At 71.1% G+C, this 15510-nt stretch carries 15 protein-coding genes; 8 read left to right on the top strand and 7 right to left on the bottom strand.

Annotated elements, in window-relative coordinates; all coding sequences use genetic code 11:
- From AOK24_RS23885 to AOK24_RS23865, 5 genes are all read right to left on the bottom strand, one after another.
- Positions 1–578 (bottom strand): radical SAM protein (locus AOK24_RS23885; RefSeq protein WP_159051959.1); only part of this gene is annotated, 578 nt, incomplete at its 3' end.
- Between the two features lie 318 nt (positions 579–896).
- Positions 897–1352 (bottom strand): MaoC family dehydratase, encoded by a 456-nt coding sequence (locus AOK24_RS23880; protein WP_055722122.1) that lies wholly within the window; start codon positions 1350–1352, stop codon positions 897–899.
- Positions 1349–2863: an acyl-CoA synthetase gene (locus tag AOK24_RS23875; RefSeq protein WP_055722121.1), complete on the bottom strand. Its 1515-nt coding sequence runs from the start codon at positions 2861–2863 to the stop codon at positions 1349–1351. The genes AOK24_RS23880 and AOK24_RS23875 overlap by 4 nt, the downstream gene beginning before the upstream one ends.
- Positions 2864–2874: 11 nt before the next feature.
- The gene (locus AOK24_RS23870) at positions 2875–3741 is read right to left on the bottom strand and encodes an amidohydrolase family protein (protein WP_055722120.1); all 867 of its coding nucleotides are present in this window, start codon (positions 3739–3741) and stop codon (positions 2875–2877) included.
- A gap of 14 nt (positions 3742–3755) precedes the next feature.
- A complete protein-coding gene (locus tag AOK24_RS23865; RefSeq protein ID WP_055722119.1) occupies positions 3756–4673 on the bottom strand; it encodes an SDR family NAD(P)-dependent oxidoreductase in 918 nt (305 codons plus the stop codon).
- Positions 4674–4892: 219 nt separating this feature from the next.
- Between AOK24_RS23865 and AOK24_RS23860 the strand changes: the two genes are divergently transcribed.
- From AOK24_RS23860 to AOK24_RS23845, 4 genes are all read left to right on the top strand, one after another.
- Positions 4893–5318, top strand: coding sequence for a MarR family winged helix-turn-helix transcriptional regulator (locus AOK24_RS23860; protein ID WP_055722118.1), 426 nt, complete (start codon positions 4893–4895; stop codon positions 5316–5318).
- Positions 5319–5406: 88 nt separating this feature from the next.
- Positions 5407–6753, top strand: a complete 1347-nt coding sequence (locus AOK24_RS23855) for an MFS transporter (protein WP_055722117.1) — start codon at positions 5407–5409, stop codon at positions 6751–6753.
- Positions 6754–6757: 4 nt separating this feature from the next.
- Entirely contained in the window at positions 6758–7504 is a 747-nt protein-coding gene (locus AOK24_RS23850; RefSeq protein WP_055722116.1) for an IclR family transcriptional regulator, read from the top strand.
- 168 nt (positions 7505–7672) lie between these two features.
- A complete protein-coding gene (locus AOK24_RS23845; protein WP_055722115.1) occupies positions 7673–9061 on the top strand; it encodes a glycoside hydrolase family 16 protein in 1389 nt (462 codons plus the stop codon).
- Between the two features lie 32 nt (positions 9062–9093).
- On the opposite strand, the gene AOK24_RS23840 is transcribed toward AOK24_RS23845, so the two are convergent.
- A complete protein-coding gene (locus AOK24_RS23840) occupies positions 9094–10008 on the bottom strand; it encodes an NmrA/HSCARG family protein (protein WP_055722114.1) in 915 nt (304 codons plus the stop codon).
- A 237-nt stretch (positions 10009–10245) separates the two neighbouring features.
- Here AOK24_RS23840 and AOK24_RS23835 point away from each other — a divergent pair, with 237 nt between their 5' ends.
- From AOK24_RS23835 to AOK24_RS23825, 3 genes are all read left to right on the top strand, one after another.
- A complete protein-coding gene (locus AOK24_RS23835; RefSeq protein WP_055722113.1) occupies positions 10246–10572 on the top strand; it encodes a hypothetical protein in 327 nt (108 codons plus the stop codon).
- Between the two features lie 144 nt (positions 10573–10716).
- The gene (locus tag AOK24_RS23830) at positions 10717–11613 is read left to right on the top strand and encodes an aminoglycoside phosphotransferase family protein (RefSeq protein ID WP_055722112.1); all 897 of its coding nucleotides are present in this window, start codon (positions 10717–10719) and stop codon (positions 11611–11613) included.
- 28 nt (positions 11614–11641) lie between these two features.
- The gene (locus tag AOK24_RS23825) at positions 11642–12175 is read left to right on the top strand and encodes a 2'-5' RNA ligase family protein (protein WP_055722111.1); all 534 of its coding nucleotides are present in this window, start codon (positions 11642–11644) and stop codon (positions 12173–12175) included.
- Positions 12176–12356: 181 nt separating this feature from the next.
- On the opposite strand, the gene AOK24_RS23820 is transcribed toward AOK24_RS23825, so the two are convergent.
- Complete coding sequence (locus AOK24_RS23820; protein ID WP_055722110.1) at positions 12357–13265, bottom strand: helix-turn-helix domain-containing protein; 909 nt, start codon at positions 13263–13265, stop codon at positions 12357–12359.
- A 160-nt stretch (positions 13266–13425) separates the two neighbouring features.
- Here AOK24_RS23820 and tkt point away from each other — a divergent pair, with 160 nt between their 5' ends.
- A complete protein-coding gene (gene tkt / locus AOK24_RS23815) occupies positions 13426–15498 on the top strand; it encodes a transketolase (protein ID WP_055722109.1) in 2073 nt (690 codons plus the stop codon).
- Positions 15499–15510 lie beyond the last annotated feature (12 nt).

Here is a 15510-nt window from a genome sequence, read left to right as displayed (position 1 = left end):
GGGGTGAGGGCGGCGAGGGCGTCGTAGACGGCGACCGGGTCGTTGCGGACGTCGACCGTGCAGAGGATTCCGGCGTAGAGGTGGGGGTGTTCGGCGAGCAGGGCGAGCGCGGCGAGGACCTTGCCGTGGCTGCTGCGGCCGTCGCGGTAGAGCCGGAAGCGGTCGTTGGCGGCGCGGTCGCCGTCGAGGGAGACGCCGACGCGGACGCCGTACTCGGCGAACAGGTCCAGGTGACGGAGCGTCAACTGGACGCCGTTGGTGTGGATACGGAGGTCGAGTTCGGCAACTCCCCGTAAGGCCCCGGTGAGTTGCTCGCAGACGTACCGCAGACGGGGGATTCCGGCGAGCAGGGGCTCGCCTCCGTGGAGGATGACCTGGACGGAGGCGAGCCGGTGCGTTCGCGCGTGTTCCGCGAGCCGCCGGGCGACCTGGGAGACGGTCTCCTCGGCGATCACCCGGGGCTTGACCGACCAGCTCGTGTCCGCGTGCTCGTACACGTAGCAGTGACGGCAGGCGAGGTCGCACCGGCTGTGCACCTTGAGCACGAGCTGGCGCAGCGGGAGGGCGGGTTCGGTCATGGCGGTGCGGTCAGATGGAGGACTGGAAGGTCACCCCCGCGCCCTTGGCGGACCGTGTGGAAGCGAGAGCCCGGCGCACTCCCCTGGCGTTCTTCGGGTCGGCGGGAGCGTCGAGGCGCGGTGCGCCGGAGACCATCGGCTCACGAGCCGTTGACGCGGTGCTTCTTGATGGAGTGGTCACGGTCTGTTCCTAGCGGAGGAGCATTGTGGGGCCACAGCGTAACCGCCTCAAGACCCTGCCGGATATCTGAGGGGACCGGCCTTACGCCCATTGGACTACGGCCCGTGAGGCCCCGTGGGGAGCGCGTTCACGGGCCTTCACGCCAGGAACCTGAGCACCCCCTGCACCACGGCCGCCGGCTTCGCGCCCCCCTCGATCTCGAGCGTCCCGTCGACCGTGATCTGCACCCCACCTGCCACATCCGTCACATCGGCGAGCCGCGCGGCGAGGCGGATGCGGGAGCCGACCTTCACCGGGGCGGGGAAACGCACCTTGTTCAGGCCGTAGTTGACCTTGGTGGTGACGCCCTCGACGTCCAGCAGCCCGGAGAACAGGGGTATGAAGAGTGACAGCGTGAGATAGCCGTGCGCGATCGGCGCCCCGAACGGCCCCGACTTCGCCTTCTCCACGTCGACGTGGATCCACTGGTGGTCGCCGGTCGCGTCGGCGAACGTGTCGACCTGCCCCTGCGTCACCTCGATCCACTCGCTGGTGCCCAGGTCGCTCCCGGCGAGCTTCTTCAGTTCGTCGAGGCCGTTGACGGTGATGGTCATGGCGTTCCTTCGCTGTTGCCGTAGCGCTTGCGCACCCGGGACTTGAGGAGTTTTCCGGAGGCGGTGCGCGGGAGTTCGTCCGCGAGCACCACGGACCGGGGGATCTTGTACCTGGCGAGCCGCCCCGCGAGCGCCGCGATGATGGCGTCGGGATCGGGGCTGGCCCCGTCGCGCGGGACGACGACCGCGCGCGGCACCTCGCCCCACTTCGGGTCGGCGACGCCGATGACCGCGCACTCGGCGACACCGGGGTGCGTGAGGATCAAGTCCTCTATCTCGGCGGGGTAGATGTTCTCCCCGCCGGAGATGATCATGTCCTTGATCCGGTCGACGATGTGGACGTACCCGTCCTCGTCGACGGTCGCCGCGTCCCCGCTGCGGAACCAGCCGTCGGTGAAGGAGGCCGCGCTCTCCTCGGGCAACCCCCAGTAGCCGGGCATGACATGGGGCCCGCGCACCACGACCTCCCCGGTCTCGCCCACCTCGACCGGCGCCAAGTCGGGCCGGACGACCCGGACATCGCTGAAGAAGTGCGGCACTCCCGCCGAACCGGCCTTGCTGATGGCGTGTTCGGCGTCGAGGAAGAGCGTCCCGGGCGACGCCTCGGTCATCCCGTACCCCTGGAGGAAGGTCAGCCCCCGTTCCTGGTAGGCGGCGATGAGGTGGGACGGCACGGGTGAGCCGCCGCAGGTGAGCAGGCGCAGGGAGGTCAAGTCGGCGTCGGCCCACCCCGGGTGACGGGCCATCAGGTCGAACATCGTCGGCACGCCGAACATGAACGTGATCCGGTGCCGGGCGACCAGTCCGAAGGTCGCGTGGGGGTCGAACGCCTCGACCAGGACGCAGGTGCCGCCCTTGAGGAGGACCGGCAGGGTCAGCATGTTCAACCCCGCCGTGTGGAACAACGGGGCGGAGACCAGGGCCCGTTCGTCGGCGATGAGGTCGTGGTCGACGAGGACGTTCACGGCGTTCCAGGTGAGGTTGCCGTGGGTGAGCATGGCGCCCTTGGGGCGTCCGGTGGTGCCCGAGGTGTACATGATGACGCAGGTGTCGTCGGCCGTGACGGGTTCGTCGACCGGCTCGAACCGTGCCTGCTCCAGGGCCTGTTCGTACTCCGCGCCGACTTCGAGGTACGTCCGTACGTCGGTGCCGCCGGGGAGCCCGGCGACGAGACCGGCGTGACCGGGGGCGTAGATCAGCGCCTTGGCGCCGGAGTCGGCGAGCTGGTAGGCGATCTCCGGGCCCGCGAGGCGGGTGTTGAGCGGGACGAAGACCGCGCCGAGCGTGCCGGCCGCGAACAGGGCCTCCAGGTAGGAGGGGTGGTTCGGGCCGAGGTAGGCGAGGCGGTCGCCGCGTCTGAGGCCCCGCGCGCGCAGGGCGTGGGCGAGGCGGGTGGTGCGGTCGTGCAGGGCGGCGTACGAGTACTGCGTGTCGCCGTGGACCAGGGCGGTACGGTGCGGGGTCTTCCGGGCCCGGCGGGCGGGCCAGGAGCCCAGTCCCTCGTTGCGCATCTGCGGCCCCTCTAGATCGTCAGCAGGCGGGCGGCGTTCTCTTTCAGGATCTTCGGCCTGACCTCGTCCTTGATCGGCAGCTTCGCGAAGTCGGCGAGCCAGCGGTCGGGGGTGAGGACGGGGAAGTCGGAGCCGAAGAGGACCTTGTCCTTCAGCAACGTGTTGGCGTACTGCACGAGTTGGGGCGGGAAGTACTTCGGCGACCAGCCCGACAGGTCGATGTGGACGCCGGGTTTGTGGGTGGCGACCGCGAGCGCCTCGTCCTGCCAGGGGAAGGAGGGGTGCGCGAGGATGATCTTCAGGTCGGGGAAGTCGGCGGAGACGTCGTCCACGTGCAGGGGGTTGGAGTACTTGAGGCGGATGCCGCCGCCCCCGGGGACGCCGGCGCCGATGCCGGTCTGGCCCGTGTGGAAGAGGGCGATGCAGCCGGCCTCCTCGATCACCTCGTACAACGCGTAGGCCACGGCGCGGTCGTTGGGGAAGAAGCCCTGGATGCTGGGGTGGAACTTGAACCCCTTGACCCCGTACTCCTCGATGAGCCGCCGGGCCTGCTTCACGCCCGCCTTGCCCCGGAAGGGGTCGATCGACGCGAAGGGGATCAGGACGTCGGCGTTCGCTGCGGCGGCCTCGGCGACCTCCTCGTTGGGGACGGGGGCGGTGCCGGTCGCGGACTCCGAGTCGACGGTGAAGATGACGGCGGCCATGTTGCGCTCGCGGTAGTAGGCGGCCGTCTCCTCCAGGGTCGGTTTCCGCTTGCCCTCGACCTTGAAGTAGGCGGCGGAGGCGTCGTGGAGGTCGTCGGCGAGGGAGACGTTGCCCTGGGAGGAGACCTCGGCGTGGGTGTGGACGTCGATGGCGGTGAGGGCGTCGACGTCCATCGCCGGGCGCGCGCTCACGCCTCCCCCGCCTTCGGCGCCGGGATCCCCACCGTCTCCGGCTGGGCCCCGACCGACGTACCCCACGCCTCCGCGAGCGTCTCCGGCGTCCAGCCGCCGTCCGCGTACGCCGCCCGCACCTCCTGCGGGTGCGACCACAGCGTCACCTTGTCGCCGCCGATGCCGATCGCCTGCCCGGTGATCCCGCGCGCCGCGTCGGAGGCGAGGAACGGGACGAGGGCCGCGCAGTCCTCGGGCGTCCCGAACCCCTCGCCCTTGCGGAGGAAGCCGGGCAGCGGTTCGCCGCGCTTGAGCGCCTCGACGTACGGCGCGAACGCGGGGATCGTCTCGGTCATCGCGGTCGCGGCGACGGGCACGATCGCGTTGACGGTGATGTTCGCGCGGGCCAGCTCCATCGACCAGGTCCGGGCGAACGCGGCGATCCCGGCCTTGGCCGCCGCGTAGTTGGTCTGCCCGAAGTTGCCCCGCTGCCCGGCGGGCGAGCCGACGAGGATCAGCGTCCCGCCCTCGCCGCGCTCCCGCATGTGGACGGCGGCGGCGCGGGCGCAGGTGAAGGTGCCCCGCAGATGTGTGGAGATCACGGCGTCGAAGTCGTCGTCCGTCATCTTCCACAGCACCTTGTCGCGCAGGATCCCGGCGTTGGTGACCAGCACGTCGAGCCGCCCGAACGCCTCGACGGCCCGCCCGACGATCCGCTCGGCGGCCTCGCTGGTCCCGACGGGCACGACCTCGGCGACGGCGGTCCCGCCCGCGCCGGCGATGGCCTTCACCGCGCTCTCGGCGGCCTCCTCGTCGACGTCGTTGACCACCACGGACGCGCCGTGGGCGGCCAGCGCGCGGGCGTAGGCGAGGCCGAGGCCACGGCCGGCGCCGGTGACGACGGCGGCCTTGCCGGTGAGATCGATACGGGGCACGGAAAGTCCCTTCGGTGGGGCGGGGGCGCCGCGTGGGTAGGGGCGGCGTGGAGATAGAAGCTAGGAGCAATGATTGTTGTCGTCAATAGTTGTTGCCGACCTACAGATGGTTCATGCTGGAATCGCACACCACGCACCACCCCCGATCCCGAGGAGCACGCCATCGCCAGCCGGCCCGACACCGCGACCACCCCTCCGATCGACGCGAACGAGCCCTGGATGCGCGGCCTGCACGCCGACACGGGCTATCTGCTGTACCGACTCGGCCTGCGCTCGGGCCAGTTGTTCAACGCGTTCCTCCAGGAGTCCGGCGTGCGCCTGCGCCACTACGCGGTGCTGCGCTACCTCGCGGGCTGCGAGGGCGCCCTGCAACGGGAGTTGAGCGCGCGCCTCGGCTACGACCCGAGCGCGATCGTCGGCCTGGTCGACGACCTGGAGCGGCTCGCGTTCGCCGAGCGCCGCCCCTCCCCCGACGACCGGCGCAGCCGCACCGTCGTGCTCACCGAGGCGGGCCGCGCGTTCCTTCGGGACACGGACGAGGCGGGCCTCAGGGTCACCAACGAGCTGACGGGGCCGCTGACGCCGGCCGAGCGCGAGGTGCTGCACGGACTGCTGCTGCGGATGGCCGGAGAGGACCTCGCCTGACCGGTGATTGTTGTGCAAGATATTGACGGCCGACGATTGAGTGCCTAACTTCACGGACCATCCGAGGCACCGGCCCAGGGAGCTCCCCGTGCAGTCGTCCCGCAAGTCCGTCCGCCAACCGTCCCCAGAAACCGCCCAGTTGCGCCGCGTGGCCCTCTCCGGGCTGCTCGGCACCGCCGTCGAGTTCTACGACTTCCTCGTCTACGGCACCGTCGCCGCGCTCGTCTTCGGCGACCTGTTCTTCCCCGACGCCGACCCCGCCGTCGGCACGATCGCCGCGTTCGGCACCTTCGCCGCCGGCTATCTCGCCCGCCCGCTCGGCGGCCTGATCTTCGGCCACTTCGGCGACCGGGTCGGCCGCAAGTCGATGATGCTGCTGACGATGGTCCTGATGGGCACGGGCAGCTTCCTCATCGGCCTGCTGCCGACGTACGACGCGATCGGCGTGTGGGCGCCCGTCCTGCTGGTCGCGCTGCGTGTCGTCCAGGGCATCGCGATCGGCGGCGAGTGGGGCGGCGCGACCCTGATGGTCGTCGAGCACGCCGAGCACACGCGGAGCGAACGGCGCGGCCTGTGGTCGAGCTTCACCCAGCTCGGGGCCCCGCTCGGCTCCGTGCTCTCCGCCGGGGTGGTCACGCTCGTCTCGACGCTGCCGGACGACGAGTTCCGTACGTGGGGCTGGCGGGTGCCGTTCCTGCTGAGCGTCGTCCTGCTCGCCGTGGGGCTCTTCGTACGGCTGCGCGTCGCCGAGAGCCCGCTGTTCGTCGCCGGTCAACGGCCCGAGAAACCCCCGGTGTTCGAGCTGCTGCGGCGCCCGAAGCCCGTGCTGCTCGCGGCCTGTGTCGGGATCGGCGCGTTCACCGCGCAGTCGCTGCTGACCGGGTTCATGATCTCGTACGCGGTCGACCACGGCTACAGCCGCCCCCAGGTCCTCACCGCCGTGACGATCGCCTCCTGCGTGGCGCTGGCCGTCCTCCCCGCGGCCTCCGCCCTGTCCGACCGCGTCGGCCGCCGCCCGGTCGTCCTCGCGGGCGCCGTCGCCTCGGCCGCGCTGGCCTTCCCCGTCCTCGCGCTGGTCGACTCGGGCTCCCCCGGCCTGCTGATCCTCGCGCTGGCCCTCGGCCACGGCGTCGCCCAGTCCACGATGTACGGCCCGCTGGGCGCCCTGCTCAGCGAGATGTTCTCCACGAACGTCCGCTACACCGGCGCCTCCCTCGGCTACCAGGGCGCCACCCTGATCGGCGCGGGCTTCTCCCCGCTGATCGCGAGCAGCCTGCTGGCCTCGGGCGACGGTTCCAGCACGCCGGTCTCCCTGCTCCTGTGCGCCGGCGCCGCCATCACCGCGCTCACCGTCTGGCGCATGCGCGAGACGTCGTACGACACTCTGGAGCCCGCCGCCGAACCGTCCCCGGCGCGGGAGACCGCGGCGGGGTGAGGCCATGACCGGACGAACCGCGCCCGACCGGCTGCTGTCCGTCCTCGCCGCGTTCGACCACGACCATACGGCGCTGACGCTCACGGACATCAGCCGGCGGGCCGGGCTGACCCTCACCACCGCCCACCGCCTCGTCGGCGCGCTCACCGCGTGGGGCGCGCTGGAGCGGGACGCGTCCGGCACCTACCACGTCGGCCTGCGCCTCTGGGAGATCGCCGCGCTCTCGCCGCGCGGCCTCGCCCTGCGCCAGATCGCCCTCCCCTATCTGGAGGACCTCTACGAAGCCACCCACGAGAACGTCCAGTTGGCCGTCCGCGACGGTCACGACGTCGTCTACACGGAGTGGCTCAGCGGGCGGTCCTCGGTGGGCGTCCACATCCGGGTGGGCGCGCGCTGGCCGCTCCATGTCACCGGCGTGGGGCTGGTGTTGCTGGCGCACGGCGACGTGGACCTCCAAGAGGCGTACTGCACCGGCACGTTGAAGTCCTTCACCGACCGCACCATCACCGATCCCACCGCCCTGCGCCGCGTCCTCGCCGAAGTCCGGCGCACGGGCGTGGCGGTGAGCGACCGTCAGGTCACGGACGACGCCCTCTCCGTGGCGGCCCCGATACGGGGCCCCGGCTGCGAGGTGGTGGCCGCCGTGTCGGTGGTCGTGCCCCGACAGGGCGCCCAGGTGGGGGTGCTGGCGCCCGCCGTGCGGGTGGCCGCGCGGGGGATATCGCGGGCGCTGGGGTGGCGGCCGGCGTAGTCACATAACCGGCTTCATCGGGTGAACTCGCCTTCCTTGTACGGCAATTCCTCGCTTCAACTCTTGACGGCCCTCGGGGCAGGGTGGACATTGTCGGCACCTTGAGAGCGCTCTCAGCGGCTCTCTCGGCACCCGCACTCCCCACACCCCGTACCCGAGAGGTCCCCCATGACCGCAACCTCCGGTATCCCCAGACGGCGCCGCGCCCTGATCGCCGTCCTCTCCACGCTCGGCCTCGCCGCCGCCCTCGCGACGGCGGCCACCCTCCCCGCGGGCGCCTCCGCGCCGACCCCGCCGTCGGGGTGGTCCCAGGTCTTCCTGGACGACTTCAACGGCGCCGCCGGAACCGGCGTCAACACCGCGAACTGGCAGTACAGCACCGGCACTTCGTACCCCGGCGGCCCCGCGAACTGGGGTACCGGCGAGGTCGAGACGATGACCAACAGCACCGCGAACGTCTCCCTCGACGGCGGCGGCAACCTCCGCATCACGCCGCTACGGGACTCCGCCGGGAGGTGGACGTCGGGGCGGATCGAGACGAACCGTACGGACTTCCAGCCCCCGGCGGGCGGCAAGCTGCGCGTCGAGGCGCGCATCCAGATGCCGAACGTCACCGGCACCGCCGCCGAGGGCTACTGGCCCGCCTTCTGGATGCTGGGCGCCCCGTACCGGGGCAACTACCAGAACTGGCCCAGCGTCGGCGAGCTGGACATCATGGAGAACGTCCAGGGCCTCAACCGGGTCTGGGCGACCGTCCATTGCGGCACCAACCCCGGCGGGCCCTGCAACGAGACGACCGGCATCGGCAACAACGTCGCCTGCCCTTCGACCACGTGCCAGTCCGGCTTCCACAACTACACGCTGGAATGGGACCGTTCGGTCACCCCCGAGGCGATCCGCTTCTCCGTCGACGGCGTCACCTTCCACACGGTGACCGCAAACCAGGTCGACGCCACGACCTGGGCCAACGCCACCAACCACGGCTTCTTCATCATCCTGAACGTCGCGATGGGCGGCGCCTTCCCCGACGCGTACGGCGGCGGCCTCGACAACGCCACCGTGCCGGGTCACCCGATGCTCGTCGACTACGTCCAGGTCCTCCAGTCCAGCGGCGGCGGCACCACAACTCCCCCACCCTCGGGCTCCCGTGACGCCTACGCCCCCATCCAGGCCGAGTCCTACGACACCCAGTCCGGCACCACCACGGAGACCACCTCCGACACCGGCGGCGGCCAGAACATCGGCTCCCTCGCGAACGGGGACTGGGCCCAGTACAAGGGCGTCACCTTCGGCACGACGCCGGCGACCCAGTTCCACGCCCGCGTCGCGAGCGGCGCGCCGGCCGGCGTCAGCGGCCTGGTCGAAGTACGCCTGGACAGCCGCACCTCCACGCCGATCGGCAGCTTCTCCCTGGCGAGCACGGGCAGTTGGCAGACCTGGAAGACCGTCCCCGCGAACATCTCCTCGGTCACCGGCACGCACGACGTCTACCTCACCTTCACGAGCGGCCAGCCGAACGACTTCGTGAACGTCAACTGGTTCGACTTCGGTCACTGACCGGGCATTCCTGCCGCTCACTCAGGATTTGGCTAGCCGGACACGGGTGTCAGCCGCTCGTCCGCCCACTCGGTGAAGGTGGTGAGCGGGATGTCCAGCTCCTGGGCGTACTCGGGCCGGGCGGGCTGGAGGACCGCGTTGTTCCACTCGTGTCCGGCTCCCCACGGCGGCATGCCCCCGGCGAGGGCCTCTTCCAGGCTCATGGAGGGCGCGGTCACGGGCACGCCCCAGGCGGCGGACAGGGTCTGCGCGATCTGTTCCATCGTGCGCAGGTCACCGGCCAGTTCCAGTTCCACCCGGTGGAAACGGTCGGGGTCCCGGAGGGCGTGCGCCGCGGCCGTGCCGATGTCCCGCACGGCCACCAGGGCCAGTTCGGTATCCGGTTTCAGTACGGTCAGCAGCCCGCCACGGGGGCCCCTGGGCGCCAGCAGGGGCAGGTTCTCCATGAAGAAGGCGGGCTTGATCACCGTCCAGCGGGTGAAGCCCGCACCCCGCACCGCCTCCATGATCGCCTGCTTGGTGCCGAAGTAGTCGGCCATCGCCGCCCAGCGGCCTTCGGCCCAGCCGAGGGCCTGGGTGTGCGCGCCGACTCCGCTGGTCGAGGACTGCACGAACTGCCGTACCCCGGCGGCCTTCGCCGCGTCCACCAGGTTGGCGGCCTGGGCGAGTTCGCCCGCGAAGTCCACGCTGCTCCCGGTCATCGGCGGCATCTGCACGGAGAACACCGCGCGGACCCCCTCGACCGCCGGGCCGAGGGAGGACCGGTCGGACAGGTCCGCTCGCACGAGCTCGGCGCCCAGCGCGCCGATCTCCCGGGCGGGCTCGGATCGCGGATCGCGTACGAGCGCGCGGACAGGTGTTCCGGCGGCCAGAAGTGCGCGAGCCGTGGCCCCGCCTTGTTGGCCGGTGGCTCCGGTGACCAGGACTGTTTCGCTGTCGACGGGCATGGCCGCTGCTCCTCACAGACCGGGAACGAAAGCGGGGAGACTCCCCGCTTCGCGTGGCGCGACGGTATGACAGGGCCCGTCGTTTGGCAACGAGGAGATCCGGACCCGGGCCGGCCACTCGGGTGGGTGAGGGGGGAACGTTTCCTCCTCGGCCGTTCGGGTGACAGGCGTCCTGCGGGCGTGTCCCGGCGAACACACTGGCCCTCCGCAGGACGTCCCGCCGAAGGAGCGAGTTCATTGAAGTACCTCCGCAAGACGCTGGCCGTGGCCGTGGCCGCCGTCGCTCTGTGCACCGTGTTCACGACACCCGCGCAGGCGGCGCGAGGCACCTTCGCCTACTACTACGCGAACGGGGGGTGGCCGCCGGGGTCCGAGCTGCCCGACCCCGAGGACGGGCGGTGCTACAACACGTCGGCCGAAGCGAACCATGCGGCCAACCACACCGACCGGCTCGCCATCCTGTACCGGGGTCCGGACTGCCGGGCCGAGGCGACCGTGACCTTCATGGAGCCGGGCCAGCAGGCTCCCGATCGCTTCGGCTCGGTGAAGTTCGTGGTCAGGTGAGGCAGTAGGGGGGTGTCCGGTCGGCGCGAGTCCCGGCCGGACACCCCCGGCTCCGGCTCCCGCGCGGCGGAAAATCTCGGTTGATCCGGACCCTGGCGGATGAATACTGGCTGTCGTCCCAGTCGATCCGGAGGCCCCGCGCGCATGACCATGCACGATGACCAGGTGGACGTGACCACCGAGACCGTCGCGGCCCTGATCCGGGAACAGTTCCCGCAGTGGGGTGACGAGTCGATCCGCCCCCTGCCGTCGACCGGCACGGTCAACGCCATCTTCCGCATCGGAACCGGCCTCTCCGCACGCTTCCCGCTCCGCCTCACGGACGCCGCCGAGGCGCGGGCGACCCTGGAACGGGAATCCCGGGCCAGCGCCGAACTGGCACAGGTCTCCAGCATCCCCGTCCCCGAACCCATCGCCCTCGGCAGACCCGGCGCCGGTTACCCCATGCCCTGGTCGATCCAGACCTGGCTCCCGGGAACGATCGCCTCCGACGCCGACCCCAGCGACTCGAACGCCTTCGCCGAGGACCTCGCGGCGTTCATCGGAACCCTCCGAACCGCCGACACCCGGGGCCGCCGCTTCACCGGCGACAACCGAGGCGGCCACCTCCCCGACCACGACGCCTGGATGGAACGGTGCTTCAAGGAGAGCGAAGACCTCCTCGACGTACCCCGCCTACGCCGCCTCTGGTCCCACTTCCGCTCCCTCCCCCGCACCTCCCCCGACACCATGACCCACGGCGACCTGATCCCCGGCAACGTCCTCGTCACAGCCAACCGCCTCACCGGCATCCTGGACACCGGCGGCTACGCCCCCGCCGACCCCGCCCTGGACCTGGTCAGCGCCTGGCACCTCCTCCGCCCAGGCCCCCGAAAAGTCCTCCGCTCCACCCTCTCCTGCGACGACCTGGACTGGGAACGCGGCAAGGCCTGGGCCTTCCAACAGGCCATGGGCCTCGTCTGGTACTACACCGAAACCAACCCACCGATGAGCGAACTGGGCCGCCGAACCCTGGACCGCATCCTGGAGTCGACGGAGTGACCGGTCCCAGCCGCAAAGGAAAGCCCCAGTGACAGACGACGAGCCAAAACGCGCAGGACAGTCGGCGCTGATCGTGAGGATCCCGGAGGCGGAGCCCGCCGTACGGGCGTGGCGCGACCGACTCGACCCCTCGGCCCGTGCCGGCGTTCCCGCCCATGTGACCGTGCTCTTCCCGTTTCTCGACGCGGACCGGATCGACCGGGGTGTCCGCTCCGCGATCGGCGAGGTGCTCGGCCGGCATCAGCCCTTCTCGGCCCTCTTCGATCGCTGTGGCCGGTTTCCCGGAGTGCTCTACCTCGCCCCCGAACCGGACACCCACTTCAGGCGCCTCACCGAGGCGATCGTCGAGCGATGGCCGGAGAACCCGCCGTTCGGCGGGCAGTTCGACGACGTCGTCCCGCATCTGACCGTCGCCCAGAGTCAGGACGAGGCTGTCGTGGAGAAGGCGGAGGCCGACCTCCTCACCAGACTTCCGGTCGTCGCGCGGATCTCTGCGGTCGATTTGCTGGTGAACGACGGGACGCTGTGGCGGCAGCAGGCATCTTTCCCCCTGCTGGGGTAGATCCCCCGGGGAACCCCGACCGCCTCGGCCGGGCGCCGAAGGCCGCCCCGTGCCGGGGTACGACGACTCGTTGCTCGGCCCGCATCGCGACTTCGCCGCGGCGTCTCCAACCCCTCGCGGAACCAGCCGAGTCCGCCCCTCCCCCGGCGGAAGGCACCCGTCTCCGTGTGCCCGGCTCCCGCTAACGCAGCTCCGCCCGGAACGCCGCCGGTGTCGTGTCCGTGTGCTGGTGGAAGAACTTCGAGAAGTTGGCGGGGTCGGGGAAGCCGACGGCGGCGCCGACGCGGCCGATGGGGAGGTCCGTGTGGGCCAGGAGGCGCTTCGCCTCCAGGATGACCCGCTTGTCGATGAACCCCTTGGGGGTCTCACCGGTCGCGGCGCGGACGGCGCGGACGAGGGTGCGCCGGGAGTAGCCGAGGGCGTCGGCGTACGCGCTGACGCTGTGGTTGGTCGCGAAGTCCCGTTCGACGGCGTCGCGGAAGAGGGTGAACGTCGTGTCCATCCGGCGTTCCGCCTCGGCGGAGCTGGTGGCCGCGAGGTGGGCGAGCCGCAGGAGGAACGCGGTCAGGGAGTGGCGCAGCACAGCCGTATGGAGGCTCAAAGGCAGCGTCTCGGCGTCCTCGTACTCGCGGCGGAGATGCGACAGGGAGCCCCGCAGTGCGGCGAGCCGCTCCGCGTCGGGGTGCAGCAAGGGCGGGAGGTCGTAGCGGTAGAGGCCCGTCGCCTCGACGGTCGCGCGGGGCAGGAACCCCGGCTGCATCGCGAGGACGGTCCCCCGGTAGTCGGGGACGCGGGAGAAGCGGTGGACCTGTCCGGGCCGGATCCACAGGATGTCCCCGGCGTGCGCCTCGTACTCGGTGAAGTCGACCATGTGCCGCACCGGCCCGTCGTCGAACAGCAGGACGACGTGGAAGTCGATGCGGTGGACCCGGTCGAGGCGGGCCTCGGCGGCGTGCCAGGCGCGCCCGGCGTTCATGGGCCCGACCTGCATGCCCACCCCGGCGACGCTGAGATCGGTGGGGAAGGGGAACGTTCGGATGCCGGCCACCGGCCCGTCACCCTCGCCACCTTGGATGGTTCTGTCCGCCATGTCCCGCTCGCGCCGCCTCGTTCGTGATCTCCGTGTCCCACTTTCACCACAGGCTGACACACACAGCCCTTCCGCAGTAAAAGTCCGACTTTTAGTTTTGGACGCGTAACGACCGTGTTACCGGTCGCACAAGTGACTTCTTGAAGAGGGATCTCTGACGATGAGCGCGCAGACACCCAAGGCCCTGGAGTGGACCGACCTCGACCGCCGCGCCGTGGACACCGCCCGCGTGCTCGCGGCGGACGCGGTGCAGAAGGTCGGCAACGGCCACCCGGGCACGGCGATGAGCCTGGCCCCGGTCGCGTACACGATCTTTCAGAAGGTGATGCGGCACGACCCGGCGGACCCGGAGTGGACGGGCCGCGACCGCTTCGTGCTGTCCCCGGGCCACACCTCGCTGACCCTCTACACCCAGCTCTTCCTGGCCGGATACGAACTCGAACTGGACGACCTGAAGGCGTTCCGCACGCACGGCTCGAAGACCCCGGGCCACCCGGAGTACGGCCACACGGCGGGCGTGGAGACCACGACGGGCCCGCTCGGCCAGGGCGTGGCGAACGCGGTCGGCATGGCGATGGCGGCCCGCTACGAGCGCGGCCTCTTCGACCCCGAGGCCCCCGAGGGCACCTCGCCCTTCGACCACACGATCTGGGCGATCGTCTCGGACGGCGACCTGGAGGAGGGCGTCTCCGCCGAGGCGTCCTCGCTGGCCGGCCACCAGAAGCTCGGCAACCTCGTCTTCGTCTACGACGACAACCACATCTCGATCGAGGGCGACACGGCGACGGCGTTCTCCGAGGACGTGCTGAAGCGGTACGAGGCGTACGGCTGGCACACGCAGCGCGTCGCGCCCACCGCCGAGGGTGACGTGGACGTCGCCGCCCTGCACTCGGCGCTGAAGGCGGCCCAGGCCGAGACCGACCGCCCCTCGATCATCGCCCTGCGCACGATCATCGCCTGGCCCGCCCCCAACGCCCGTAACACGGAGGCCTCGCACGGCTCCGCGCTCGGCGCCGACGAGGTCGCCGCGACGAAGCGCCTGCTCGGCTTCGACCCGGAGCAGTCCTTCGAGGTGGCCCCCGAGGTCCTCGCGCACAGCCGCCGGGCCCTCGACCGGGGCGCGGAGGAGCACGCCGCGTGGGACAAGCGGATCGCGGAGTGGCGTACCCGGCTCCCGGAGCGCGCGGCCCTGTTCGACCGTGTCGTGGCGGGCCAGCTCCCCGAGGGCTGGCAGGACGCGCTGCCGGTGTTCGAGGAGGGCACGTCGGTGGCGACGCGCGCCGCCTCCGGCAAGGTCCTCCAGGCGCTGGGCCCGGTCGTCCCCGAACTCTGGGGCGGCTCCGCCGACTTGGCGGGCTCGAACAACACGACCATCGACAAGGCGAGTTCGTTCCTCCCGAAGGGCAACCCGCTCCCGGAGGCCGACCCGTACGGCCGGACCGTGCACTTCGGCATCCGCGAGTTCTCGATGGCCGCCGAGATGAACGGCATCGCCCTGCACGGCAACACCCGTATCTACGGCGGCACTTTCCTGGTCTTCTCCGACTACATGCGCAACGCGGTCCGCATGTCCGCGCTGATGCAGCTCCCGGTGACGTACGTGTGGACGCACGACTCGGTGGGCCTCGGCGAGGACGGCCCGACCCACCAGCCGGTCGAGCACCTGGCCTCGCTGCGCGCGATCCCGGGCCTGAACGTCGTCCGCCCCGCCGACGCGAACGAGACGGCGATCGCCTGGGCGGAGATCCTCAAGCGCCACTCCACGCACCCGGCCCCGCACGGACTGGCCCTGACCCGCCAGGGAGTTCCGACCTACGCGCCCAACCCCGATGCGGCGAAGGGCGGTTACGTCCTCGCCGAGGCGAGCGGCACCCCGGAGGTCGTCCTGATCGCGACCGGTTCCGAGGTCCAACTCGCCGTCGCGGCAAGGGAGTTGCTGGAGGCCGAGGGCACGCCGACGCGCGTGGTGTCGATGCCGTCGGTGGAGTGGTTCGAGGAGCAGACCCCGGAGTACCGGCAGGCCGTGCTCCCCGCCGAGGTCAAGGCGCGTGTCGCCGTGGAGGCGGGCATCGGCCTGACGTGGTACCGGTACGTCGGCGACGCCGGACGCATCGTGTCGCTGGAGCAGTTCGGTGCCTCCGCCGACGCGAAGACCCTGTTCGCCGAGTTCGGCTTCACCGCAGAGAACGTCGCCGCTGCTGCGAGGGAATCCCTTGCCGCCGCGCGTGGTTGATCGGAACGCCAG

Origin of the sequence: Streptomyces niveiscabiei, assembly GCF_001419795.1 — a bacterium.
GTDB classification, from domain to species: Bacteria; Actinomycetota; Actinomycetes; order Streptomycetales; family Streptomycetaceae; genus Streptomyces; species Streptomyces niveiscabiei.
The sequence above is the reverse complement of the archived record's forward strand: the minus strand, read 5'-3'. Positions and strand labels throughout refer to the sequence as shown.

What these genes read in the sequence shown, in the direction of transcription:
- AOK24_RS23840 (WP_055722114.1), bottom strand. Translation starts at nt 10,008, where the DNA reads ATGCCCGTCGACAGCGAAACAGTCCTGGTCACCGGAGCCACCGGCCAA.
- AOK24_RS23880 (WP_055722122.1), bottom strand. Translation starts at nt 1,352, where the DNA reads ATGACCATCACCGTCAACGGCCTCGACGAACTGAAGAAGCTCGCCGGG.
- AOK24_RS23830 (WP_055722112.1), top strand. Translation starts at nt 10,717, where the DNA reads ATGACCATGCACGATGACCAGGTGGACGTGACCACCGAGACCGTCGCG.
- AOK24_RS23850 (WP_055722116.1), top strand. Translation starts at nt 6,758, where the DNA reads ATGACCGGACGAACCGCGCCCGACCGGCTGCTGTCCGTCCTCGCCGCG.
- AOK24_RS23860 (WP_055722118.1), top strand. Translation starts at nt 4,893, where the DNA reads ATGCGCGGCCTGCACGCCGACACGGGCTATCTGCTGTACCGACTCGGC.
- AOK24_RS23875 (WP_055722121.1), bottom strand. Translation starts at nt 2,863, where the DNA reads ATGCGCAACGAGGGACTGGGCTCCTGGCCCGCCCGCCGGGCCCGGAAG.
- AOK24_RS23870 (WP_055722120.1), bottom strand. Translation starts at nt 3,741, where the DNA reads ATGGACGTCGACGCCCTCACCGCCATCGACGTCCACACCCACGCCGAG.
- tkt (WP_055722109.1), top strand. Translation starts at nt 13,426, where the DNA reads ATGAGCGCGCAGACACCCAAGGCCCTGGAGTGGACCGACCTCGACCGC.
- AOK24_RS23820 (WP_055722110.1), bottom strand. Translation starts at nt 13,265, where the DNA reads ATGGCGGACAGAACCATCCAAGGTGGCGAGGGTGACGGGCCGGTGGCC.
- AOK24_RS23845 (WP_055722115.1), top strand. Translation starts at nt 7,673, where the DNA reads ATGACCGCAACCTCCGGTATCCCCAGACGGCGCCGCGCCCTGATCGCC.